Annotated in this window: 20 protein-coding genes; 10 read left to right on the top strand and 10 right to left on the bottom strand. The window is 72.2% G+C overall.

All coding sequences use genetic code 11. The annotated features are described in order from the left end of the window. The first annotated feature begins 43 nt into the window (after positions 1-43). From rpsF to rplI, 4 genes are all read left to right on the top strand, one after another. A complete protein-coding gene (gene rpsF / locus AB0G10_RS24635; RefSeq protein ID WP_014448192.1) occupies positions 44-334 on the top strand; it encodes a 30S ribosomal protein S6 in 291 nt (96 codons plus the stop codon). A gap of 65 nt (positions 335-399) precedes the next feature. Beyond that, complete coding sequence (locus tag AB0G10_RS24630; RefSeq protein WP_360925984.1) at positions 400-966, top strand: single-stranded DNA-binding protein; 567 nt, start codon at positions 400-402, stop codon at positions 964-966. Positions 967-1,003: 37 nt separating this feature from the next. Then, positions 1,004-1,243 (top strand): 30S ribosomal protein S18, encoded by a 240-nt coding sequence (gene rpsR / locus AB0G10_RS24625; RefSeq protein ID WP_007073789.1) that lies wholly within the window; start codon positions 1,004-1,006, stop codon positions 1,241-1,243. Between the two features lie 14 nt (positions 1,244-1,257). Beyond that, positions 1,258-1,707 carry a 50S ribosomal protein L9 gene (rplI, locus tag AB0G10_RS24620; protein ID WP_360925981.1) on the top strand — a complete coding sequence of 150 codons (450 nt, stop codon included), beginning with the start codon at positions 1,258-1,260 and terminating at the stop codon, positions 1,705-1,707. Between the two features lie 107 nt (positions 1,708-1,814). Here rplI and AB0G10_RS24615 read toward each other — a convergent pair whose 3' ends face one another. Next, entirely contained in the window at positions 1,815-6,608 is a 4,794-nt protein-coding gene (locus AB0G10_RS24615; protein WP_360925978.1) for a hypothetical protein, read from the bottom strand. Between the two features lie 395 nt (positions 6,609-7,003). On the opposite strand from AB0G10_RS24615, the gene dnaB reads away from it, so the two are divergent. Then, positions 7,004-8,431, top strand: a complete 1,428-nt coding sequence (dnaB, locus tag AB0G10_RS24610; RefSeq protein ID WP_360925975.1) for a replicative DNA helicase — start codon at positions 7,004-7,006, stop codon at positions 8,429-8,431. A gap of 68 nt (positions 8,432-8,499) precedes the next feature. Here dnaB and AB0G10_RS24605 read toward each other — a convergent pair whose 3' ends face one another. The 4 genes from AB0G10_RS24605 to AB0G10_RS24590 form a co-directional block, all read right to left on the bottom strand. Further along, entirely contained in the window at positions 8,500-8,808 is a 309-nt protein-coding gene (locus AB0G10_RS24605) for a YbaB/EbfC family nucleoid-associated protein (RefSeq protein ID WP_360925971.1), read from the bottom strand. 525 nt (positions 8,809-9,333) lie between these two features. Further along, positions 9,334-9,723: a zf-TFIIB domain-containing protein gene (locus AB0G10_RS24600; protein ID WP_360925968.1), complete on the bottom strand. Its 390-nt coding sequence runs from the start codon at positions 9,721-9,723 to the stop codon at positions 9,334-9,336. Position 9,724: 1 nt separating this feature from the next. Continuing rightward, positions 9,725-10,960 carry a glycosyltransferase 87 family protein gene (locus AB0G10_RS24595; protein ID WP_360925965.1) on the bottom strand — a complete coding sequence of 412 codons (1,236 nt, stop codon included), beginning with the start codon at positions 10,958-10,960 and terminating at the stop codon, positions 9,725-9,727. Continuing rightward, the gene (locus tag AB0G10_RS24590; RefSeq protein WP_360925962.1) at positions 10,957-13,476 is read right to left on the bottom strand and encodes a bifunctional diguanylate cyclase/phosphodiesterase; all 2,520 of its coding nucleotides are present in this window, start codon (positions 13,474-13,476) and stop codon (positions 10,957-10,959) included. Before AB0G10_RS24590 ends, AB0G10_RS24595 begins: the two co-directional genes overlap by 4 nt. 439 nt (positions 13,477-13,915) lie before the next feature. Between AB0G10_RS24590 and moaC the strand changes: the two genes are divergently transcribed. The 4 genes from moaC to AB0G10_RS24570 are packed head-to-tail and all read left to right on the top strand — an operon-like array spanning position 13,916 to position 16,525. Beyond that, positions 13,916-14,407 (top strand): cyclic pyranopterin monophosphate synthase MoaC, encoded by a 492-nt coding sequence (moaC, locus tag AB0G10_RS24585; RefSeq protein WP_360925959.1) that lies wholly within the window; start codon positions 13,916-13,918, stop codon positions 14,405-14,407. Continuing rightward, entirely contained in the window at positions 14,380-14,871 is a 492-nt protein-coding gene (locus AB0G10_RS24580; protein WP_360926465.1) for a MogA/MoaB family molybdenum cofactor biosynthesis protein, read from the top strand. The genes moaC and AB0G10_RS24580 overlap by 28 nt, the downstream gene beginning before the upstream one ends. Before the next feature lie 23 nt (positions 14,872-14,894). After that, positions 14,895-16,100 carry a molybdopterin molybdotransferase MoeA gene (locus AB0G10_RS24575; protein WP_360925956.1) on the top strand — a complete coding sequence of 402 codons (1,206 nt, stop codon included), beginning with the start codon at positions 14,895-14,897 and terminating at the stop codon, positions 16,098-16,100. Between the two features lie 2 nt (positions 16,101-16,102). After that, positions 16,103-16,525, top strand: coding sequence for a molybdenum cofactor biosynthesis protein MoaE (locus AB0G10_RS24570; RefSeq protein ID WP_360925953.1), 423 nt, complete (start codon positions 16,103-16,105; stop codon positions 16,523-16,525). Between the two features lie 4 nt (positions 16,526-16,529). On the opposite strand, the gene AB0G10_RS24565 is transcribed toward AB0G10_RS24570, so the two are convergent. The 4 genes from AB0G10_RS24565 to AB0G10_RS24550 all read right to left on the bottom strand — a co-directional run bounded on the left by AB0G10_RS24565 (position 16,530) and on the right by AB0G10_RS24550 (position 20,560). Beyond that, a complete protein-coding gene (locus AB0G10_RS24565; protein WP_360925951.1) occupies positions 16,530-17,855 on the bottom strand; it encodes a glycosyltransferase 87 family protein in 1,326 nt (441 codons plus the stop codon). A gap of 204 nt (positions 17,856-18,059) precedes the next feature. Continuing rightward, positions 18,060-18,638: a DoxX family membrane protein gene (locus AB0G10_RS24560; protein ID WP_360925948.1), complete on the bottom strand. Its 579-nt coding sequence runs from the start codon at positions 18,636-18,638 to the stop codon at positions 18,060-18,062. A gap of 28 nt (positions 18,639-18,666) precedes the next feature. Then, on the bottom strand, positions 18,667-19,872 hold the full coding sequence (locus AB0G10_RS24555; protein ID WP_360925945.1) for an AAA family ATPase: 1,206 nt from the start codon (positions 19,870-19,872) through the stop codon (positions 18,667-18,669). 91 nt (positions 19,873-19,963) lie between these two features. Then, positions 19,964-20,560, bottom strand: coding sequence for a hypothetical protein (locus AB0G10_RS24550; RefSeq protein ID WP_360925942.1), 597 nt, complete (start codon positions 20,558-20,560; stop codon positions 19,964-19,966). A 125-nt stretch (positions 20,561-20,685) separates the two neighbouring features. Here AB0G10_RS24550 and AB0G10_RS24545 point away from each other — a divergent pair, with 125 nt between their 5' ends. Continuing rightward, a complete protein-coding gene (locus AB0G10_RS24545) occupies positions 20,686-21,186 on the top strand; it encodes a prepilin peptidase (RefSeq protein WP_360925939.1) in 501 nt (166 codons plus the stop codon). Here AB0G10_RS24545 and AB0G10_RS24540 read toward each other — a convergent pair. Next, a complete protein-coding gene (locus AB0G10_RS24540; RefSeq protein WP_360926462.1) occupies positions 21,173-24,286 on the bottom strand; it encodes a UvrD-helicase domain-containing protein in 3,114 nt (1,037 codons plus the stop codon). The two genes, AB0G10_RS24545 and AB0G10_RS24540, sit on opposite strands and share 14 nt — an antisense overlap. Positions 24,287-24,346: the final 60 nt, after the last annotated feature.

Genomic DNA, 24,346 nt, shown 5'->3' with positions numbered 1-24,346 from the left:
CACGGAGAGACCGTGGCCGCTTAGCCCACAGGAGGTGAATGTCTTGCGTCATTACGAACTCATGGTGATCCTCGATCCTTCGCTCGAGGAGCGCACCGTCGCGCCGTCGCTCGACCAGTACCTGAACGTCATCAGGACCGCGGGTGGCTCGGTGGAGAAGCTCGACGTCTGGGGCCGTCGCCGGCTCTCGTTCGAGATCAACAAGAAGGCCGAGGGCATCTACGCCGTCGTCGACCTTCAGGCGACCCCCGAGGCCGTCGCCGAGCTGGACCGTCAGCTCCGGCTCAACGAGTCCATCCTGCGTACCAAGGTCATCCGTCCCGAGACCCGCTGAGGCGTTTTTGTCAGAGGGTCCTGAGACCCTTTGCCATCTACGACTGAAAGCGGCGAGGAGAAGTCATGGCAGGAGAAACCACCATCACGGTCGTCGGTAACCTCACCGACGACCCTGAGCTGCGCTTCACCCCTTCGGGTGCGGCGGTCGCCAAGTTCCGCATCGCTTCCACGCCGCGGACCTTGGACCGGCAATCGGGCGAATGGAAAGACGGCGAGCCACTCTTCCTCGCGTGCAACATCTGGCGTGACGCTGCCGAGCACGTCGCCGAGTCGCTGCAGCGCGGCGCTCGGGTGATCGTGCAGGGTCGCCTGCGCCAGAGGTCGTACGAGACGCGTGAGGGCGAGAAGCGCACCGTCTATGAGCTCGAGGTCGACGAGATCGGCCCGTCCCTGCGCTACGCCACGGCGAAGGTGCAGAAGATGAACCGGTCCGGCGGCGGCGGGGGTGGCTTCGGCGCCTCCGGTGGTGGCAACCGGCAGTCCGGTGGGAACAACGGCGGAGGCGGCGGCGGAGGCGGCGGCGGAAACCGCGACTTCGACGACCCCTGGGCCACGGCTGCGCCCGCCTCCAGTGGTGGCGGCCGCTCCGGCGGCGGCAACTCCTCGTTCGACGACGAGCCTCCCTTCTAAGCCTTCGGGCTTACTTGAGTTCAGGAGTTAGAGAGCAATGGCCAAGGCTGCTGCGCTTCGCAAGCCGAAGAAGAAGGTGAACCCGCTCGACAAGGACGGGATCACCTACATCGACTACAAGGACACCGCGCTCCTGCGCAAGTTCATCTCCGACCGCGGCAAGATCCGTGCCCGCCGCGTCACCGGTGTGACCTCGCAGCAGCAGCGTCAGATCGCCCGCGCGGTCAAGAACGCCCGCGAGATGGCGCTCCTGCCGTACACGGCCACGGCGCGCTGAGAGGGGGCACCGAGATGAAGATCATCCTCACGCAGGAAGTTTCCGGCCTCGGCACCCCCGGCGACATCGTCGAGGTGAAGAACGGCTACGGCCGCAACTACCTGCTGCCCCAGGGTTTCGCCATCCAGTGGACCAAGGGCGCCGAGAAGCAGGTCGTTGTCATCAAGCGGGCCCGCGAGGCTCGTGAGATCCGTGACCTGGGTCAGGCCACCGAGGTCAAGGGCCAGCTGGCCGGCCTCAAGGTCACGCTGAGCGCGCGCTCCGGCAACGGCGGCCGCCTGTTCGGCTCGATCACCCCGGCCGAGATCGTCGACGCGGTCAAGGCCGCCGGCGGCCCGGCCCTCGACCGTCGTCGTCTCGAGCTCCCGGGTCACATCAAGACCACGGGCTCGTACACCGTGTCGGTCAAGCTGCACCCCGAGGTGACCGCGACGTTCCCGGTGAACGTCGTCGCCGCCAAGTAATTCCGGCTGCACGCTCTTGAGGCGCGCTGGGCTTCGGCCCGGCGCGCCTTTCGCCGTTCCAGGCCGGGCGGCGGCAATCGCCGCGGAGCGAAGCGGAGCCAGCCGGCTCAGCTCAGGCTGTTGCCGGTTATCGCCGAACTCAGGACCGTCGCGAGGCCGCCGCCGACGACCGCTGCCGCCAAGCCCACGCTCGCGGACTTCCAGGCGGTGGTGGCGCGACGCAGGGCGAAGGCCACGATCATGCTGAGCACCAGCGAGACGGCGAACTCGGGGGCGGCGTCGGCGAGGGTGTCCAGGGCGTGGTTGCGCTGGCCGCTGTTCAGCAGGAACATGCCGGCCACGAAGAGGACGACCGGTACGCCGTACCAGACGACCGTGTAGCCGACGGCGGCGAGCGGACTGCTGGAGGTCTCCTCGTCCTCCTCGTCGTCGTCCGGGTCGAGCAGGTCGGTGCCGCCGGCGGCGACCAGGCCGCTCGTGACGGGGCGGCGTTCGTAGGAGCCGGTGCCCTGGAAGGCGCCGGTGCTGCGGCGGGGCGGCCAGGAGGTGTCGAGGTCGGCCTCGCCGGCGGTCGCCGCATTCTTTCCCGCTGCCTCTTCCAGGCCGGTTCGCCAGGTCGCCGCTTTCGTTCCGGCTGCCTCTTCCTGACCGGTTCGCCAGGTCGCCGCTTTCGTTCCGGCTGCCTCTTCCGGGCCTGTTCGCCAGGTTGCCGGGCCTCGGGCCGGTGCGGGCCCGGGGGCGTCGCCGACCGGCGCGGTGGTCCCGGCCCGGGCCTCGGGGTCCGTCGAGATGACGGAGGTGGCGCTCAGGGCCAGATTCGCCGATCCGTCGACCGTCGCTGATCCACTGGGCCGAAAGGGCGGAAAGTCCGACGTGTCATAACGCCGGGACTCACCCTCGGCAAGGTCGCTCTGCGGTCCCAGCGACTGGCGCCAGTCGGTCTCACCACCCTGCCCGGCGCCGTCGCGATAGTCAGCACTCCGACGCCCGGTCGCACGCTCGGCGGCGAGCCAGTCGGCGGTCCCACCCGTATCGCCGTACCCGCTGGTAGCGGCCGGCGGGGCGTCGTTGTTCCACGGCTCGGCAGAACCGTACCCGGGCACGCTGGCCCGCCGCGGCGGACTGCTCAGCGGATCGGGCCAGCCGGCGCTCCCGGCGCTCCCGGCGCTCCCGGCGGGAAGCTGGCGCGGGGTGCCGTAGGCGGGCTTCCGCTGCTCGGGCCCCTCCTGCCGGGCAGGATCGGACCAGGCGGGGCTGCCGGTGGCCGAGCCGCGGTAGGAGCCACCCGCACCGCCCGACCCGGAGCCGCCGGACCTGGGACCGCCGTATGCCGGGCCTCCGGAGCCGTCGTATGCCGGGCCTCGGTAACCGGGGCCTCCCGAGCCCGCGCCTCCCGAGCCCGGCCAGTCGCTTCCTGAGCCGCCGGGCCGGTTCTGATCGTCGTCGGGGCCGCCTGAGCCGTAGGGAGGTTTGCGCCCGTCGTTCCAGGTAGGGCCGTCCTCCTGCCAGGAGGAGTTGCCGGCGGGCAGGGCACGCGGGGTCCCACTGCCATAGGTCGTCTCGTCACGGCTGGGCCCGGCGGGCAGTGCACGAGCAGCGCCATAGGAAGGGCGCCCACCCTCATCCCGAACCCACCCGGCGCCGCGATCGTCACGGCCGGAACCGGGCCGGCTGCCACGTTCGTCGCCGCCCTGCCAGCCACCGCGGGTGTCGTCAGGTCGGCCGCTGCGGGAGGTGTCCTGCCAGCCCGGGCCGCGCGAGGAGTCCTGCCGGGGGCTCTGCCAGGAGTCGCCGCCGGGGCCGCGAGTGGAGACCTGCCAGTCGTCGCGGGAGGGGCCGCGGGTTTCGTCGCGGGCGGGTTCCTGCCAGGAGGGGCCGCGTGGTTCGGTCTGCCAGGAGGGCGCGCTCGACTGCGGGGTCTGCCAGGACGGGCCGCTCGGGGCGGCGTTGTCGCGGGGTTCCTGCCAGGACGGGCCGCGGGGCTCGTCGCGGGCCGGGTCGCGCCAGGAGGGGGCGCCGGCGGCACCGCGTACGTCGTCCCGGGCGGAATCGGCCCACGACGGTCCGCGGCCGGGGTCGCGGTCCTGCCAGGAGGGGGCGCTCGCCGGACGCGTGGGGCCGGGTCGTGAGGTGTCCTGCCAGGAGGGCGCGTCGTCACGGCCGCCGGCAGCGTCACGGTTCCACGTGGAACCAGAGCCGTCGCGGTTCCACGAGCCGGATGAATCGGGTCGTCCGGTTGCCTCGCGGGCCCAGGAGCCGGTGGAGTCGGGTCGTCCGGCTGCGTCGCGGTTCCACGAGCCCGTCGTGTCGGGGGTGCCCGGGCGTCCGGCGGAGTCGCGGTTCCAGGAGCCGGTGGAGTCGGGGGCTCCTGCTCGGCCGGCCAGGTTGCGGCTGCCGAAGGAGCCCGTCGTCTCGCGGGATCCGGGGTCGCGGTTCCACGAGGGGCCACCTGCGGGCAGTTCGCGGGAAGGCGTGCCTCCGGAAGGTTGCGGGTCACGCCACGAATCGGGCCTGCCTTGATCGGGACGGGCCGTACCCGGCCAGGCCCGATTCGGGACACCGGTCTCGCCCGGGGCGTCCCAGCGGCTCTCCTGGCGGGCCGGGTCGGCGGACCAGTCGGAACCGCCGGGCAGCGCGCGCTGCTGCGGGCTGCCGAAGGGGCGGCGCGGCTCCGGGACGTCGGGCTGCCATGAGGGAGCGGCGGACGGGGCGGGGTTCGCCGGGTAGCCGCCGGAGGGCAGCTCGCGCCGCGGCGGCAGGGGGCCTGCGGGGTCGCGGCGGCTCTGCCAGGAGTCGGGGTCGGGTTCGGCGGCGCGACGGCGGCGGCCGGTGGCGTATCCCTCACCGGAACCCTCGTCGCGGGAACGCCGCCCGCCCGCACCGAACGAGCCCGTGTCACCGGGGCCCGCCGGGCCGGACCCGAACTGGCCGGTGTCGGCAGGGCGGGAGCCGAACTGGCCCGACTCGCCCGGACGAGGGCCGAACGGGCCGCTGTCGCCGGGACGAGAAGGGCCGGAGCCGAACTGACCGCTGTCAGCCGGACGCGAGGGGCTGGAGCCGAACTGACCGCTGTCAGCCGGACGCGAGGGGCTGGAGCCGAACTGACCGCTGTCGCCTGGACGGGAGGGGCCGGCGCCGAACTGGCCGGTCTCATAAGGAGCGGGAGAACCCGGGACCGCACTGCTCGGACGGCTCGGGAGTTGGCGGTTGCTCGGCATGCCGCTGCGCGGGATCGGCAGCATGGCCATGCCGCGGGAGCCCGAGGCGGGTTCGTCGGGTACGGAGCTTGTCGGCCAGGCCGCGTCGGGTGAGGGCATGCCGCTGCTCGGCAGGGGACCGCCGGGTACGCCGCCGGCCGGGCCGTCGAGACGTGGGCCGTCGCGGCGGGCTCGGCGGCCGGAGCGGGGGGCTTCGTCGGCGGGTGGGGAGTCGGTCTTCAGGGATTCGCGGCGGGCCGCTTCGGCGCGCCAGGCGAGGACGCGCGGGTCGTCCTCGGCGCGGCTCCACTGGCCGGTGTCGGGGTCGCGGGTCCAGTTGCTGGTGTCGGGCTCGGCCGTCCAGGAGGCGGTGTCCTCGCGCCAGTCGGTGGCACCCTGGTTGTAGCGGCGCGGCCGTCCACCCGGGGCCTGCGGGGTGTCGGTCGGGCCGGTGCCGGTGTCGGCGGGCGAATCGGCGTACGCATCAGGCTCGGCAGCCCGCCGGCGCGCGCGCCGCGACCCGGCGCCGTCGCCCGCTCGCGCACCCTCCGCGAAACCGCCGGCCTCCGCACCGCCGGGCCGGCCGCCGGAACGACCGTCGAAACCGCCCGAGCGCGCCCCGAACGCCTCGGCGCCGCCCTCGAAACCGCCACTCTCGAAGCCGCCGGGCCGACCGCCGTAGCCCTCGGAGCGATCGGAGTAACCGGCCGAGCCGGCCTCATAGCCGCCGGAGCGAGCACCGAAGGCATCCGAGCCGCCATAACCACCGGAGCGATCCTCGAAGCCACTCGAGGGGCTGTCCGAATAGCCATCCGGATAACCGCCCGGGCGCGCCGAAGCCCCCCAAGCCGGGATGCTGCCGGTGTCGGTGTGGCGTTCCCAGCTGTCCGGCTCGGAAGCCGTCGACCAGCCGGAGCCGCCGGAGGGCGTGGAGTCGGGTTCGGGGGCGCGGCGGCGGCCGCGGCGCGGGGACTGGTCGCGCTGCCAGGCCGCGCGGTCGTCGTCGCGTACCAGATGTTGTGCGTCCTCGGCCGGGGACGTCTGCCACCCGGGCGCGTCGGTGCGTTCCCAGCGGGCCAGTCCGGTCGTGTTCTCGCCGGGCGGCTGGTCGGGGGCGCGGTTGTTCCAGGAGCCGGTGCTGCGCTGCCAGGACGGCGTCTGCTCGACGGGTGTGGTGGCGCGGCGCTGCCAGGAGGCCGGGCCGGTGCCGGTGTCGTCCTGTTCGGGCGTGGGCCAGGCGGTGCCCTGGATGGCGGGTTTCTCGTTCGCGGCGGCGAGTTCCTCCTCGGACTGCCACGCCTCGGTGGTGGACCGCCACACGTGGGAGCCGGTGGACGAACGCCACTCGGTGGTCTGCCGCCAGCGGGCGCCGGTGGCCCGCCACTCGGACGTCTCGGTACGCCAGCCCTGCCCGTCCGCCGGGAAGGCGGTGCGGCCGGTGGACGCGACGTCGGACCAGCGGTTCGCGGTGGGTTCGACGTTCTGCCCGCCGCCGCCGTAGACCTCGACCTCGGCCTGTTGCGCCCACGCGTCGGCGCGGCGCTGCCAGCTGAGCGCCTCGTCGCTCGGCGCCATGCTGCCGGTGTCGGTCAGCGAGGCCCAGCGGGGTTCGGAATCAGGTTCCGGTTCGCGGGTGGGCCAAGCCTCCGCAGCGCGCCTCTCGCGCGACATGCGGGCGCCGTAGTCCCACTCCCGTTGGTCCACGTGCAAAGGGTGACGTGCTCAGGACGGAACCGCAACGCCTCAGCGCGACGGTTTGCTCACCCGGCACGTTATTTTCCCTGATCCGCGCTCTTTTCTGCCCTCCACAGGTGGGGATGACAAAACCCCGGGTCAGCGGGGTTGTCCCCAACCGTTGTCCACATGGTGTGCACAGGGCTACCCACAGGCGCGGCCCTTCCTGTCCACAGGTTGTCCCGAGGCTCGTCCACCGGCGTAGTTGGGCAGGTGGGGGCGGGATTCGTAGAGTGGTCCAGCCTCGGGTGCCGAAAATGATCGGAGAGTTCTTCTGAACTCGTCCCGAGGTTCAGCCGAAAGTGTCGTACCCAGGTTGTTCGATCGTCGACAAGCGGGCATGGCCAGCGGAAGGAGTCTCCGGGGTGTCGATCACCGATGACGCAAGGCCGGAGTCTCGTCCGCCGTCACAGCCGGGCGAGGGTGGTGGCGCGTTCAAGGGCAAGAGCAAGAACGAAGGCGCCGGCTTCGACAAGGCCCCGCCTCAGGACGTCGCGGCCGAGCAGGGCGTGCTCGGCGGCATGCTGCTCTCCAAGGACGCCATCGCCGACGTCGTCGAGATCCTGAAGGTCACCGACTTCTACCGTCCGGTGCACGCCACGATCTACGACGTCATCCTTGATCTGTACGGGCGGGGCGAGCCCGCGGACGCGCTCACCGTGGCGGCGGCGCTGGCCGATTCCGGCGAGCTCGGGCGCATCGGCGGGGTGCCCTACCTCCACACGCTGATCGAGAGCGTGCCGACCGCGGCGAACGCCTCCTACTACGCCCGCATCGTCTCGGAGCGCGCGATCCTGCGCCGGCTCGTCGAGGCGGGCACCAAGATCGTGCAGCTCGGCTACGGCACGGGCGGCAACGGCGGCCGGGACGTCGACGACATCGTCGACCTGGCCCAGCAGGCGATCTACGACGTCACCGAGAAACGGGTGAGCGAAGACTTCGCGGCCCTCGGCGACATGCTCCAGCCGACCCTCGACGAGATCGAGGCGGTGGGCGCGGCCGGTGGCGTGATGACCGGTGTGCCGACCGGCTTCCAAGACCTCGACCGCCTGCTGAACGGCCTGCACGCCGGCCAGCTGATCATCGTGGCCGGCCGTCCCGGTCTCGGCAAGTCGACGGTCAGCATGGACTTCGCCCGCAACGCGGCGATCCAGAGCGGCTGCGCCAGCGCCATCTTCTCGCTGGAAATGAGCAAGATCGAGATGGTGATGCGTCTGCTCTCCGCCGAGGCGCGGGTGCCGCTGCACACCCTCCGGTCCGGGCAGCTCTCCGACGACGACTGGACGAAGCTGGCCCGGCGGATGGGCGAGATCAGCCAGGCGCCGATCTTCGTGGACGACACGCCCAACATGAACCTCATGGAGATCCGGGCCAAGGCGCGGCGGCTCAAGCAGCGGCACAACCTGCGCCTGCTCGTGATCGACTACCTCCAGCTGATGAGCTCGCCGAAGAAGACCGAGAGCCGTCAGCAGGAGGTCTCCGAACTCTCCCGTGGCTTGAAGCTGCTGGCCAAGGAGATCGAGTGCCCGGTCATCGCGGTGAGTCAGCTGAACCGTGGTCCCGAGCAGCGGACCGACAAGCGGCCTCAGCTGTCCGACCTGCGTGAGTCCGGCTCGATCGAGCAGGACGCCGACGTCGTGATCCTGCTGCACCGCGACGACTACTACGACAAGGAGTCGCCGCGGGCGGGCGAGGCCGACTTCATCGTTGCCAAGCACCGTAACGGCCCGACCGACACCGTGACCGTGGCCGCCCAGCTGCACCTGTCCCGCTTCGTGGACATGGCCATTTAAAGATCAAGAGCAAGATCAAGAGCGACGAGGGTACGCCGGGAGCCCCGAACCGGCGTACCAGGCAGCTCTCAGGCCTCCGGCCGGTGGTTCGTCACGATGTTCTCGAGCTGCTGATACTTCCCGGCCGCGGCGTTCTGCACGGTCTGCACGATGACCCGGGCCAGGGTGTTGACGTCCCACTCCCGGCAGGCCTTCTGGTTCAGCATCAGGTCGACGAGCCGGCCGTCGGCGTCCACAGTGGCGCGCACGGCGCCGTCCTCGGACTCGGCGCTCACCTGCATCGTGGCGATGCTGCGTTGCAGTTCGTCCACTCCGGAGCGTAGTTCCTCATAGCGGCCGTAGACGTTTTCGAGGTCGTTTCGCAGGGTCTCGGTCACGGTTCTTCCTCCGTTCGCCGCGACAGGGGGCGACGTGACAATACCCAAGATCAGCGACGTTGCGTATTTCTGTAACTTCGTAACGCACACGAAAAGAGAGCCTTATCGAAATAGTTCGCTCTCAAGTGACCGAACGACTCCGCTTTGTGCTCACCGAGAGTGATCAATGCCACGTCACGTGCCGGAGAGTGATCACGCTGAGTGGACGGCGACCGGGGACGGCGACGCGGCGGACGCCAGGTGATCATCCCAATGCGCGGACACCGTTTCGGGAAACGACAGGGCCGACCAAGCCGCGACCACCGGACTGGTCGCGGCCTGATCGGCCGTAGGTCCTGTTTCGTAGAGGATGGCTGGGCTGCGGCGTGGCCCAGCCGCCGCCTGGCCGCACGTCGCGAACACCCGGATACAACCCCGGTATCCGGGCGCCCGCGCCGCACACCCAGACGACACCTGGACCTCGCCTCGCTCCTGCCCCCTCTACGAAACAGGACCTGAGCGCCTGATCAGCTGAGGAGCGGAGCCTCAGTCGAAGAGGTTGTGGAGGAAGCTGCGGCGGCGGTAGTGGCCGTGGTGCTGCCGGTAGTGGCCGTGGTGGCCGTAGGCGGGAGCCGGACGGCCGTAGCCGGGCGCGGGCGGCGGGTAGCCGGCCGGGGCGCCGTAGGCCGGCGGGGGCGGCGGAGGCGGCGGGTAACCGGGCTGGTGGGTCTGGTGCGGAGCGGGCGCGTGAGCCGGGGGCGGCGGAGCTTGCCCCGCGCCGGCCGGACGGGCGTTGTATGACTGCTCGGCAGCGAAGAGCTTCTCGAGCTCACCGCGGTCCAGGAAGATCCCGCGGCACTCGGTGCACTGGTCGATCGTCACGCCGCTGCGCTCGTAGACCCGCATCTCGCCATGACACTTGGGACAGGTCATCATTTCATTGACGGTACAAGGCTGTGTCATGCCGTGGGGCCGTTGTAGCTGTGTGGTTGCTGAGTCCGAGCAGCGCAGGGCTCCACAGCAGCAGCGCGGCGGGGTAGAGCAAGTAACCGAAACGAGTGGTCGGCATCAGCAGGATCGCCGCGAGCAGTCCCCAGCCGCAGAAGAGCGCCGCCGTGGCGGCCGTGCGCGGCGGCCGGCGCAGCAGCAGCACCCCGATCGCCGCGGCGGCCACGACCAGCAGGCCGGCGGCGACGTATCGGCCGCCGGGGACGAACTGCGAGATCAGGTATCCGGGGAACGGCGACTGCGCCGGGCTGGTGACCAGGCCGTGCCCGAGCGGGAACCGCAGCACGTTCTCGATCAGGGCGTCCGCGTCCACCAGCAGCGGCGGCAGCAGGGCCAGCAGCGGCAGGCCGATCGCGCCCGGCAGGAACCGGCGCCAGCGGCCGTTCACCACGGCCAGGACGGCGAGCACGGCGACGACCGGCAGGGCGAAGAGCTTGCAGGCGGCGGCCGCTCCCACGGCCACGCCGGCCCAGCCGTAGCGTCCGGTGGCCGCCAGCGCCAGGGCGAGCAGGCAGAGGGCGAGGACCGGGATGTCGTCACCTCCGGTCGCCAGGGTCAGGGCCGTCACCGGCAGGACCGTGGCCGCTTGGATCCCTCGTACGCGGGCCGGGGTGGAACGCAGAAGCGTGACCGCCGCAGCGAGCGCGACCACCGTCGTGATCGCGAACCAGATCCGGGCGTCGGTCCACCAGTGATCGTCGGCGATCGCGCGCGGAAGGCCGAAAACGCCCATGCCGGGCTGATAGGGGCGGTAGCCGAGCAGACGCTCGTCGAGCGGGATCGCGGCGATCTCGGCGCGGCTCAGATAGGGCGTGCCGGTGTGCAGCAGCGACTCGCCCATGTGCTCGACGACGACCACCTCCTCCTGGGCCCGGTCGGTGCGACCGGCGGACCGCTGCACCGCCTGGACGATCAGCGGGAGCAGGGCCACGGCGGTCCAGGTGACCCAGGCGACGGCCTCGCGGACGACGACCGAGCGGCTGCCGAAAGTGATCAGAAGCGCCGCCAGGTATCCCCACACCGCGACCGCACCCCAGGCACGATGTGGCAGCAGCGTCGACGTGAACGCGGTGATCAGCGCGAACGCCGCCGACACCCCGTAGAGCACCAGGTCGGCGACGCGGCCGTGCCACGCCCGGTCGAAGCGTCTGAGCAGGTCGGTCACGCCGGCAAGTGTGGCAGAGATGATCTGGTGGAGCGCCGCATCGGCATCCGGACCACGGCGCCGCCGTCGTGCAGGGCCGCGGCGAGCACCCCGGGCCGGCCGCCGAAGCCGCGCTGCAGGGCCGAGAGGAACCGTGCCGCGGAGTACGGCCGGGCGAAGAGGTGACCCTGGCCGGCGAGACAGCCCGCCTCCCACAGGGCCCGGCGCTGCGGCTCGCTCTCCACCCCCTCGGCCACCACGGTGAGGTGCAGATTGCGGGCGAGGTCCACGGTCGTACGGATGACCGCGGCCGCCTCCGCCGAGGTCTCCACCGACGCCACGAACTCGCGGTCGATCTTCAACTGGTGCACCGGGATCCGGGAGAGGACCGAGAGCGACGAGACGCCCGTGCCGAAGTCGTCGATCGCCAGCCGGACCCCGGCGTCGCGCAGGTCGGCGAGGGCCCGCTCGACCACGTCGAGCTGGCTGATCGTCAGCGTCTCGGTGAGCTCCAGGGTGAGCCGGTCGGCCGGCACCTCGTGGCGGGCGAGCCGGGCCAGGACGGTGCCCGGGAACTTCGGGTCGAGCAGGCTGCGCGGCGACACGTTCACCGCGACCGGCAGGTCGAAGCCGGCCTCCCGCCAGGTCTGCATGGCGATCAGCGACTGCTCCAGGACCGCGTCGGCGAACGCCGGCAGCTGGCCGGACCGCTCCACCGTCTCGAGGAACTGCACCGGCGTGAGGCTGCCCTGGGCCGGGTGCCGCCAGCGGGCCAGGGCCTCGGCCGAGACCACCTCGCCGCTGCCCAGGTCGACGATCGGCTGGAACTCGACGGCGAACTCGTGCTCGGCCACCGCCCGCCGCAGATCGCCGGTGAGCATGAGGCGCTCGAGGTCGGCCGTGTCCCGGGCGTGCACGTAGATGGCGGTCGGCTCGCCGGTGCGCTTCGCCTGGTACATCGCGATGTCGGCGCGACGCATCAGCTCCTCGACGCCGCCGGTGCCGGCCGCCAGCGCGATGCCGCCGGCCGCGTCCACTGTGATCTGCATGCCCTCGACCTCGATGCTGGCGTCGAGCGCCGTGAGCATCGAGGCGGCCCGGTGGGTCGCGAGCGCCGGGGTGGGCAGGCCGGTCATCAGCACCGCGAACTCGTCGCCGCCGAGCCGGGCCACCAGGTCGCCGCCGGCCGCCGCGCCGCTGAGCCGGCCGGCCACCTCGCGCAGGACGTCGTCGCCGGCGGCGTGCCCCAGTGTGTCGTTCACTTCCTTGAAGTGGTTCAGGTCGATCAGCAGCAACGCGAAGAGGCCGGCCTGACCGGTGCTCTGGTAGAGGTCGCCGGCGTGCTCGTAGAGCCGGCGGCGGTTGGCCAGGCCGGTGAGCGGGTCGTGGGTGGCGGCGTGCTCGTTCTCCGCGGCGATCCGGGCGAGCTCGGCGTAGGCCTGGGCGTTCCGGATCGCGGTGCAGACCGCCGAGGCGAACGTGCGCAGCTTGTATTCCTCGACCTCGGTGAGCCGGACCGCGCCGCCGAAGCAGAGGCGCAGCACCCCGACCCGGACACCGCCGTCGTGCGCCACCAGGTCGACCGCCTTCTCGTCGCGGTGCCCCGGAACGACGATCAGCGGGCCGTCGGTGAGCACGTGCGACTCGGTGGCCCGGACGGTGCGCCCCTGGCCGCCGGCCGTCACGTCGATCGTCGCCTCGGCCGCCGAGAAGATCTGCGCGGCCCGGGTGGTCGCCGCGTGCAGGACCTGGGTGAGGTCGACGGCGTTCAGCTCGTCGGTCGCTTTCGCCAGGCGCTGCCACGACTCGCGCTCCTCGCGGGTGCGGGCGCTGCGGGACTGCCAGAGGTGCATACAGGCCACAACGAGCGGGACGACCAGCAGGAGCAGCATGTCGGCGTCGGCGGCGAGCAGACCGGCGACGAGGAGGCTCGCGGCGAGCTGGCCGAGGAAGCCGAGGATCTTGCGCTTGCCGTTCTTGAGGGCGGCCCGGCGCATCGTGGTGCGGGTGTTCGCCGCCATGACCGGCACGAAGACCACGTTGTCGACGATCGTGAACGCGGCGAGCGCCACCACGATGGCGAGCGCCGGGAAGGACGGGTGCAGCAGGTGCGGCTCGGCGCCGAACGCGAGGAAGACCAGGCCGGCGGCGCTCGCGGTGAGCGCCTCCTTGGCGGTCGCGAAGGCGGTCTTGCGGGTGCCCTGGCGGGCCGCGAGTTTCAGGGCGGCGACCCCGGCGGTCGAGCAGAAGACCACCCAGGGCGCCGGGAACAGGACCAGGCCGACCAGGACCGGGACCTCGCCCCAGGTGGTGCCGTCCAGGCTGGATCGGATGCGGACCGAGACCTTGAGCCGGTTGGCGGCCACCACGGAGAGGCTGAGCAGGGCCAGCGCCCACGGCGGCGGCATCTCGACGGGGTGGCGGACGAGGTAGAGCGCCCAGCCGGCCGTCGCTATCGACGCACCAACGACGACGAGACCGATGAGCAGCCGGAGCCGCTGATCGGTCGCGTCGTCGTTGGTGCTGGTTTCCGTCATCTCGCCTCGTTGCCGAGCGTAAGCGTTTCGTCGCTCCAGGCCCACAGGCAATCCACTTCGCTTACCTCAGCTCCAGTCGTTGCTGCCGCGCATGGCTTTCTCCTCATTCTGGGCGGATGCCGCCGGAAACGTGTTCCGGTGACGGGGATCTGGCACTTGTCCGTCGCGACAGGACAGAACCTAGATTCCGGAGCATGTCGGTTTCAAGTGGATCGTGTCACTATGCGCAGAATGCGAGAATAGATCGCGTCTTCGTTACCGACAGTTTCGGAATGGCGACTCAAAGCGATGAAAATCGCATTCCGAATTTCATTGTCGTAAACTGCGACCCCACCGTTGACCAGTGCCGGAAGCATGCCCTGCCGGTATGGACAAAGTGTGAAGCCAATACAGCGGTGATGCGAACGCGGCGACCTCGAGCGCTCTATAAGCTCCCGGTATGCCCCAGGAATTCCAGCTGACTCATGTCGACGAGGCCGGCGCGGCCCGGATGGTCGACGTGTCCGCCAAGTCGGTCAGCGACCGCCGCGCCGTCGCCGCGGGCCGGGTCCGCACCACCGCCGAGGTGATCGACCTGTTGCGCCGGGACGGCCTGCCGAAGGGCGACGCCCTCGCGGTGGCCCGTCTCGCGGGCATCATGGGCGCCAAGAAGACCCCGGATCTGATTCCGCTCTGTCACCCGATCGGGCTGCACGGCGTCACCGTGGAGTTGACCCCCGGGGACACCACAGTGGAGATCACCGCGACCACCAAGACCGCGGACCGGACCGGCGTGGAGATGGAGGCGCTCACCGCCGTCGCGACGGCCGGCCTCACCGTGATCGACATGATCAAGGCGGTCGACCCGGCGGCGAGCATCGAGGACGTCCGGGTCCTGCGCAAGGAGGGCGGCAAGACCGGCCTCTGGACGCGGCCGGCGGACCGCCCGTGAAGGCCCGGGTGATCGTCGCCTCGAACCGGGCGGCGGCCGGCGTCTACTCCGACACCAGCGGCCCGCGTCTCGTCGCGGGTCTGCGCGAGCTCGGCTGCGAGGTCGGCGACCCGGTCGTGGTGCCGGACGGCGATCCGGTCGCCGAAGCCCTGAGAGCCGCGATCCGGGACGGCGTCGACGTCGTGCTGACCAGCGGCGGCACCGGTGTCACCCCGACCGACCGGACCCCCGAGGCGACCCGGGGCCTGCTCGACTTCGAGATCCCGGGCATCGCCGAGGCGATCCGGGCGTACAGCCGGGACCGGGTGCCAGCCGCCGCGCTCTCCCGCGGCCTGGCCGGCGTCGCCGGCCGGACGCTGGTCGTGAACCTGCCCGGATCCACCGGCGGGGCGAAGGACGGGCTCGCCGTGCTCGGCCCGATCCTGAAGCACACCGTCGACCAGATCCACGGCGGAGATCACTGACGGTCCGGCGATAGGCTCTGCGGGTGACAGTGGATTGGGAGCAGGCGCGGTCGCTGGCCTATCGGGCGGGCCGGGACCTGCCGAAGGAATCCGAGCGCATCCCGCTCGCCGACGCCGACGGCCGGACCCTGGCCGAGCCGCTGCGGGCGCTGACCGACCTGCCCGCCTTCCCGACCTCGAGCATCGACGGCTGGGCAGTGCGCGGCGCGGGCCCGTGGGTTCCCGAGGGCCGGGTGCTGGCCGGCGGGACGCCGCCGCCGCTCAGCGGTGACGGCGTCTGCGTCGAGATCGCCACCGGCGCGATGGTGCCGGAGGGCGCGACCGCCCTGGTCCGGATCGAGGACTCGACGACCGGCCCCGACGGCCGGGTCTCCGGCGAGCCGCGCCGGGGTGGACACGTCCCCGACTGGCGTCTGCCCGGCGAGGAGGCCCGCAGCGGCGAGGAGCTGCTGCCGGCCGGGACGCCGGTCGACCCGGCGGTGATCGGGATGGCGGCCACCTGCGGCTACGCCGATCTGCCGGTGCACACCACGCCGCGCGCCGCGATGCTGGTCTTCGGCGACGAGCTGCTGACCGAGGGGCCGCCCGGTGCCGGCCGCGTCCGCGACTCGCTGGGTCCGCAGATCCCCGGCTGGCTGCGCCGCAACGGCGCGACCGTGACCAGCGTGACCGGCCCGGTGAAGGACACCCTCGAGGCCCACCTCGACGCGATCCGGTCCGGTCTCGAGGAGGCCGACCTGGTCTGCACGACCGGCGGCACCATGCACGGCCCGGTCGACCACCTCCACCCGGCGCTGGCCGAGCTCGGCGCCGAATACGTCGTCAACACCGTCGCGGTCCGGCCCGGCTTCCCGATGCTGCTGGCGCGCATCCCGGGTGACCGCCCGAAGTTCATCGCGGGCCTGCCCGGCAACCCGCAGTCCGCGGTGATCGCTCTCGTCTCGCTCGTCGCGCCGCTGCTGGCCGGGCTGCGCGGCCGGGCGCTGCCGCCGCTGCCGCTCGTCGAGGCGGCGACCGCGGTCCCGGGCCGGGGCGACTTCACCCACCTGGCCCTCGCCGCGCTGGACGCCACCGGCCGCATCGCCACGCCGGTCGGGCACGTCGGCTCGGCGATGCTGCGCGGGCTGGCGAACGCGCACGGTTTCGTCGTGGTCCGTCCCGGCACGTCCGCCGCAGCCGGCGACCTGGTTCCCTTCCTGCCCCTTCCGCTGACCTCCGGGGAGCGTTGACCATGTCTCTCGTCGCCCGCGTCGAAGTGATCGACGCGCCGCTCGATCTCGCTGCTCACGAGGCCGCCGTGGCCGACCCGCGGGCCGGCGCCGTGGTCTCCTTCCAGGGCGTGGTGCGCGACCACGACGGCGGCAAGGGTGTGACGCTGCTCGAATACGAGGGCCACCCGACCGCCGAGAAGATCCTCCGTGAGGTGGCCGACGAGATCGCCGCGGATCCGGCCGTCTACGCGGTGGCCGTCTCGCACCGCGTCGGCACCCTGCAGATCGGTGACGTCGCGCTGGTCGCCTCGGTCAGCACGGCCCACCGGGCGGCGGCGTTCGCGGCCTGCGCCCGGCTGGTCGACGAGGCCAAGGCCCGGCTGCCGATCTGGAAGCGCCAGGTCTTCCGGGACGGGACCGAGGAGTGGGTCAACTGCCCCTGACGGGTCATCCGCCCCGGGGCCCGGGGATCGCGGCCGGGCGTTTCGGGGCGCGGCGGATCGGCGGCCGCGGGGCCGGCTCGTGGCGCCACGGCAGGGCGTTGACCAGGACGATCAGCAGGATCGCGTACCCGTTGCCGGGCACCGCCCCGAACGGGTCGAGCCAGAGCAGGACGCACCCGGCCAGGGCGAGCGCCGCGAAACCCGCGCCGGGGAAGCGGACGCGGGGACGCCGCGCTCCGGTCCGCCGCCGGTTCGCCTCGTCGACCAGGATGAGCACGGCCGGTAGCAGCCAGATCGCCTCGCCGGGACCGGTGACCGGGCCGGCCGCCGCACCGGCCAGCGCGATCAGGGTGAACGCCGCGGTCTCGTCGCCGTCGGCGTGCGCGGACCGGGCGCGGATCAGGCCGACCGCCAGCAGCAGCACCCCGAACGAGATCCAGACCAGCACCGGCGGCGCGGTCAGGTCGTAGAGCCGGGCCAGCACCCCGGCCAGCGACTGGTTGCCGGGATCGCTGATCGGGACGGTCCGGTCGAGCTCCCAGACCGTCGTGCCGTACCAGGTCAATGTCTCCGCGGGTGCCGCCACCAGCGAGCCGAGCGTGACCACTGCCGCGGTCGCGACGGCGGTCAGGGCGGCCCGGCGCTGCCTGCTGACCAGCAAGTAGACGATGAGCAGCAGCGGTCCGGCGGCGAGCGCGCCGGCCAGCCCGATGCCGGCGCCGGCCCAGCCGCCGGTCCGCCACACGTGCCGCAGCCAGGCCTTCGGCGTCCGTTCCCCGGCATGCCACCCGTTGCGAGACGACCAGGCTGCGGGTGAGGACGGGAACGCGCGGGCCCGGCGCAGGGCCAGCAGGTCGGCGACCACCAGGCCGAAGAGGATCAGGTCGGTCCGGCCCAGGCCGATCGTGGCGCGCACCGGGCCGGTGGCCAGGGCGAGCGCCGCGAGCGTCAGCACCAGCGTGGTCCGCCCGCGCCCGTAGCGGCGGGCCATCGGGCCGGTCAGCACGACGAGCGAGAGCAGCAGCGCGGCCAGGCTCGCGAGCGCCAGCAGCAGGCCGGCGATCGGCAGGGGGAGTGCGGCGAGAGGCGCGATCACCAGGGCGAGGGCCGGGGGGAGGGCGGCGCCGGCTTGGGAGCCGCTTTCCCGGTACGCGTAGAGCCCGTCCCCGACGATCCAGGATCGGATCGCCGAAAGCTGCACGTCCAGGGTGCTCAGCCCGTACCCGTGAATGCAGGCCGCGATGAGCAGCAGCGTGACCGAACCGCCCAGCGCAAGCAGTGCGAACCGCCTGCGCGCAGCGCGGCGCGCACCCTCGTTGATTGCCGGCATGGCGCGACCCCCGTCTCGTCCTCCGGGCACGGCACGGCTGTCGCCCGCCCTCGACCGGTCCGAAAAGGACGGACCGGAGGAGAGTGGGCGGCAGGTTTGTAGCCGGGCGGAAGCGAGCTTAGAAGGCGCAGACCGACCGTGCGGCCCCTCGTCCGCTTTAACGCAAAGGCCGCTTAGAGGTTGTTATTCGGACAAACTCGCCACTCAGCCGGGGAGCTTGCGCGCGGCGGTCGCCGACATTGCGGCGATCTTGGCCTCCCGCTTGGCGGTCCGGACGGCGCGCTTCATCTCGCGCTGCGACCGGTCCACCGCGTGGGTGAGCCGGCGCTGGCTGCGGGAAGCGGCGTGCGTGGTCCGGTAGCGCAGGTTCGGCCTGCCCTCGGTGTCGGCCGCGGCGAGCAGGAGGCCGCCGAGCAGACCCAGGTTCTTCAGGAAGTGGGTCTGCTGACCGGGCCGTTCCTCCTTCGGCGCGGACCAGAACGGGTGGCCGGCGACCGTGGTCGGGATCAGGCCGGCGGCGAGCACCGCGGCGGCCGGGCGGGTGAAGTGCCCGGTCGCGAGCGCGACCCCGGCGACCACGTCGGCCGCGGCCTTGATCCGGACCAGCGTCGCGGGGTCGGTGGGCAGGCGCGGATCCGCCTTCTCCAGCAGCGGCGTGAGCGGGTCGGTGACCCGCTTGGCCGCTTCGACCCGGCCCTCGCCGGGCTGAAGGAGCACACGGACCCCGCTGATCACGAAGATCGAGGCGAGCATGGCACGGGCGGCGCTGCGAACGGGCTTCATGAATCTCGTTATACCCGCAGCGACGGCCTCATACCGGTTGCGTTCTGAGGTAGCGGCCGAAGTGCGGGACGGTGAACGCCACCGTGCCGCGCTCGCCGGAGTAGATGAGTCCCTTTTTGATCAGAGCGTCGCGGGCCGGGGAGAGGCTGGCCGGCTTGCGCCCGAGCGACGTCGCGATGTCCGAGGTCGGCACGGCCGCGTCCATGTCGTTGCCGGGGTCGCTGGAGAGCGTCGCCATGGCCCGCATGTATTCCCGCTCGGCCGGGGTGGCCCGCTCGAATCGGGAGCCGAAGAAGCCGACCGCGAGCTCGGCCTCCGCCTCCGGCGCGGCGACCTGCACGTCGTTCGCGGTGATCGGGGTCTGCGGCGCGTGGTCCCAGGTCGCCTTCCCGTAGGCCTGGACGAAGTAGGGGTAGCCGCCGGACTTCTCGTAGAGCAGGTCGAGCGCCTCCTGGTCGTACTCGACGCCCTCCCGCTCGGCCGGCACGCCCAGCGCCAGGTCGGCGGCGTCCCGGTCGAGGCGGTCGATCCGGGCGTACCGGAACAGCCGCTCGGAGTAGGACTTCGCGGCGGAGAGGACGGCCGGCAGGTGCGGCAGGCCGGCGCCCACCACGATCAGCGGCGCGCCCAGCTGGGAGAGCTCGTGGCAGGCCGCGCAGAGCGCCGAGACGTCGGTGGCGCTGAGGTCCTGCATCTCGTCGATGAACAGGGCGATCCCGGTGCCCACGTCGGTGGCGAGCGAGGCCGCGTCGGTGAAGAGCTCGACCAGGTCGATCTCGATGTCGCCGGAGTCGGCGCGGCCCCGGGCCGGCGGCACGTCGATGCCGGGCGTCCAGCGATCCCGGAGCTTCGCGTTCTCGCTGTTGGCGCGAAGGGCGAAGGCCTTGAGTACGCCGAGGACCTCGTCCACCCGGTCGGGGTCGCGGTGGTGCGGCGCCAGCTCACGGATCGCCATGTGCAGCGCGCCGGAGACCGGGCGGCGCAGCGACTGGTCCGGCCGGGCCTCGATCTTGCCGGTGCCCCAGAGCCGGCCGATCGCGGCCGAGCGGAGGGTGTTGAGCAGCACGGTCTTGCCGACGCCGCGCAGGCCGGTCAGGACCAGGCTGCGCTCGGGGCGGCCGCGGGCCACCCGCTCCAGGACGACGTCGAAGACGTCCAGCTCACGGTCGCGGCCGGCGAGCTCGGGCGGGCGCTGACCGGCGCCCGGGGCGTACGGGTTCCGCACGGGATCCATGGCGTAGCACAGTATCGGCCTGTCTAGTGTGAACGCTAGAGTCCGCTCGATTTCACTCTCGACAGCCCTCTAGGGGTTTCTAGCGATTCTGCTAGAGCGGCCCATACTCGCGGAGACAGAGGACCACGTCGACGTCGTCGTACTCGGTGTCGTAGTAGTACCACTTGGTGTACCCCTCGACCTTCGCGCACTTGGACATCGCGTCCTTGTCGCCGGTGGTCTTGCCGTCGATGCGTTTCAGCACCTCGTAGGTGTTCGCGGCACACGCGACGACGCGCAGCTTCGGCTCCAGGTTGCTGCCGTCGTTGCGGACGCACTGACCCTTCGCGGCGAACCGGGCGTCCTCACTGGCCTGAGGGCGAGGGCCGTTGCCGCCCGGCGTGGTCGGCTCCGGTGCGGTCGCCTGCGGCGTGTCGTCCCGGCCGAACGTGTACCAGGCGGCCGTCGCGATGCCGCCGCCGACGAGCACGCTGAGCACGGCGACCAGGGCGCCCATGGCGAAGCCGCGCCGGGCCGGCTGCTGCTGCCGGTCCCACTGCGGAGGCACGTAGGCCGCCGGTGGCTTCTGCTGGTGCGGCAGCGGCGGCGCGGGAGGCGTATCCCAGGGCTGCTGTTCCTGATCGCTCCAGGGGTCGGACGGTTCCGAGTAGGGCTCCTCGGAGTTGCGGCCCGGCCACGGATGAGACATCGGGTTCCTCCTGAACGCTCCGTGCCACCGTAGCGTGCGGTACGGAACGGGACCTTGCCGGAATCGCGGGCGTTGTCGGCAACCCGATCCCCATCGGGGCGGACGGGGCGATACGGTCCCCGATCGTGTTACCCGCCCTCTCCTCGATCCTGGCCGCCGGGGCGCTGGTCGCCGGGCTCGGCCCGGTGCCGCAACTGCCGGCGCTGGCGCTCGCCGCCGTCGTGGGAGTCCGGCTCGCCGTGATCGACCTGCGGTGCCTGCGGCTGCCGGATCCGCTCGTCGGGTTGCTGGCGCTCGTGGCCGGCCTGCCCCTCGCGGTGCTGCGTCCGTCCGGGCTGCCCGTGGCGGTGGCCGCCGGTGCGCTGACCGGCGCGGCCTACCTCCTGCTGGCCCTGCTGCCGGGGGAGGGACTCGGGCTCGGCGACGTGAAGCTGGGCGCGGTGCTGGCGTTCGTGCTCGGCTTCGACGGCTGGCCGGCCGTGGCGGTCGGCCTGGGCGCGGCCCACCTGATCAACGGGGTGGTGGCCGGCTGGCTGCTGATCACCCGCCGGGCCGGCGGCGCGCGGGCGCTGCCGTTCGGGCCGGCCCTGCTGGCGGGCGCGCTGATCGGGCTTACAGCAACCTGAGCTGGCGGTCCTTCGGCTTCGCCGGCGTCGCCTCGCCCAGCCTCTCGAACAGGCCCGAGTCGATGACGTCGAGGAACGGCGTCGGCGACTGCTCCCGCTCGCTGCCGTGCCGGGACCGCTTCGCCGAGTAGCTGACGTACAGGCGGTCCTGGGCGCGGGTGAGGCCCACGAAGAACAGCCGGCGCTCCTCGGCGACGTCCTCCTCGGTGGGCGCCGACCCCGGCCACTTCAGCGGCAGCAGGCCGTCCTCGCAGCCGACCAGGAAGACGACCGGGAACTCCAGGCCCTTCGCGGCGTGCAGGGTCAGCAGGTTGACCGCCTCGGCGCGCGGGTCGAGGGCGTCCACCTCCGCCCCGGTCTCCAGCTGCTGGAGGAAGAGCGGCAGGTCGTCACCGGTCCGCAGGGCGAGCGGCACCAGCAGGTCGGCGGCCGCCCACACGTCCTCGGGGGCCAGCTGCTCGCCGTCGAGGGTCGGTGCGGCGTACCTCTGGGCCAGGACCTGCGCGGCGAGCTTGACCCGCGCCGCGAGCGATCCGCCCGGCCCGCCGGCGTGCCGCAGCTCCCGGGCGATCACCTGGACGCCGGGCCGGTCCCGCAGCCGGTTGTGCGACCGCTTCTGGACCGGCACGCCGGCCCGGGAGAGCGCGTCGAGGATCGGCCCGGACTGCGCGTCGGTGCGGTAGAGCACCGCGATGTCCGAGAACGACAGGGTGCCGGCGACCGCGGCGCGGGAGTCGACGCGGCCCGAGTCGAGCGACCGGTGGGAGAGGCCGCCGACCAGCTCGTCGATGGTCCGCACCACGAAGTCGGCCTCGTCCGAGACGCTGCGTGCCGGGTAGCGGCCGACCAGCGGCGCCTCCGGGTCGAGCCGGGCCGGGTCCAGCCGCCGGCCGCTGACCAGCGAGGTGGGCGCGATGGCCTGCACCGCGGCGGCCAGGATCGGCGCCGACGACCGGTAGTTGCGGGTGAGCCGGACCAGCCGGGCGTCCACGAAGTCGGTGTTGAAGCGCAGGAAGTACTTCACGTCGGCGCCGCGGAAGGAGTAGATCGCCTGGTCCGGGTCGCCGATCGCGCACAGGTTGCCGTCCGGCGGGCTGAGCAGGCGGAGCAGCTCGTACTGCAGCTCGTCCACGTCCTGGTACTCGTCCACGAAGATCCACTGCCAGCGCCGCCGGTACTTCTCGACGAGCGCCTGGTCCTCGCGGAGCAGCGTGACCGGCAGGCTGATCAGGTCGTCCAGGTCGACGAGGTCCTGCTGGCGGAGCAGTTTGCGGTACGCCGCGTCGTCCACCCCGGCCTGCTCGCGCGCCTGGGCCTGCTCGTGCTCGTCGGCGATCCGCCAGTTCGCGCCGAGCCCGGCCGCCTTGGCGTTCTCCTTCAGCACGGTGAGCCCGAGCGAGTGGAACGTGCCGACCGTGATGTCCTCGGCAACGTCCCCGAGCAGCGCCTCGAGCCGCTCCTCGAGCTCGGCGGCGGCCCGCCGGGTGAACGTGATGGCGAGGCAGCGCTCCGGGAAGACGCCGAGCTCGGCGCAGAGGTACGCGATCCGGTGGGTCAGCGTGCGGGTCTTGCCGGTGCCGGGACCCGCCACGATCAGCAGCGGGCCGCCGGGCGCGGACGCGGCCACCCGCTGCATCGCGTCGAGGCGGTCCAGCAGGCCGGTGCCGACCTCCTCCATCCCGGCCAGCATCGGCTCGAACGGCTCGTGCGGGCTGGGTGGCGGCGCGATCGGCGGCGGCGCCGGCTTCTCCTTGACCGGCTTGGCGCGGCTCTTCGGCTTCTCGGCAGCCGCTTTAGGCGTGGGGGAGATGTCGAACAGAGTCTCCATCTGCGGCGCGCTGGCCCGATTCCGCAGCTCTCCCGGCTCGAACAGCGTGATCACGCCGTACTCGCCGTCGTAGCCGGGAACCCGCCGCACATCACCGCGCCGCAGCCGGGTGATCGCCTCGCGGAGCTCCTCGCCGCCGGCCCTGCCGATCTCGTCGACCGGAACGTTGCGGAGGATGTCCAGCTCCGGCCCGAGCGTCGCGACCAGGTGGTTCAGCTGGCCCTCGACGGTCTTCGACTTCGGCCCGACGCCGTGGATCTCACCGATGATCTCGTGCAGCTGGATCAGGTGCTCGACGTGGTCGTCCTTCTGGAAGCCGAGCGGGCGGTCGGCCAGGTCCTCGACCCGGCTCAGCACGCCGACGGTCAGCGGGCGCCCGCACTCCGGGCAGCGGCCCTGCGAGGCGCGCGTCCGGGAGGGCTCCCAGTTCACGCCGCAGGCCCGGTGGCCGTCCGCGTGGTACTTGCCCTCCTCCGGGAAGAACTCGAGAGTGCCGGCCAGGCCGACGCCGTCCTTCACCGCGAAGTAGTCGGGCGTGCCGGTGAAGAGGGTGGCCTCGCGGGCCAGCGCGGCCGGCGAGTGCGCGTCGGAGTTCGAGACGAGGCGGTACCGGTCGAGGCTGGAGACCCGCCAGTTCATCTCCGGGTCGGAGGAGAGGCCGGTCTCCACGGCGGTGATGTGATCGGCCAGGTCGGCGTAGCAGTCGGCGATCGCGTCGAAGCCGGACTTGGAGCCGAGGGCGGAGAACCAGGGCGTCCAGATGTGCGCCGGGACCAGGTAGCCGCCGGACTCCAGCGTGATCTCGAGAAGGTCGCGCGAGTCGAGGCCGAGGATCGGGCGGCCGTCGGCGGTCAGATTGCCGATCCGGGCCAGCGCCGTGTTGATCTTCTCGACGCTGGCGAAGTCGGGCGCGTACAGAAGGTGGTGGACCTTGCGGGTGCGGTCGTCGCGCTTGTAGATCGTCGAGATCTCGACGCTGAGCATGAACCGGGCCGGCGCGGTGCCGCCGAGCGAGCCGGGCAGGCGCTTCGTCACCGGGGATTCATCGGCCAGCCGGAACAGTCCGGGCTCGGCCGGCCGGAGGTTCTCCTTGAGGTGCTCGAACCACGCCGGGTGGGTGAAGTCGCCGGTGCCGAGCAGCGCGATGCCCTTGCGCCGGGCCCACCAGGCCAGGTTCGGCAGGGTCAGGTCACGGCTGCACGCCCGCGAGTATCGCGAGTGAATGTGAAGGTCCGCGACATACGTTCCCGCGGTGTTCTCCACGCCCCGCATCCTGTCACGGCCGTCGGTTCCGCCACGAATCGCCACGCTCAAACACACTTACCGATCTTG

Origin of the sequence: Actinoplanes sp. NPDC023714 (assembly GCF_040639855.1) — a bacterium.
Lineage (GTDB): Bacteria > Actinomycetota > Actinomycetes > Mycobacteriales > Micromonosporaceae > Actinoplanes.
This window is presented reverse-complemented; position numbering and strand designations above follow the sequence as displayed.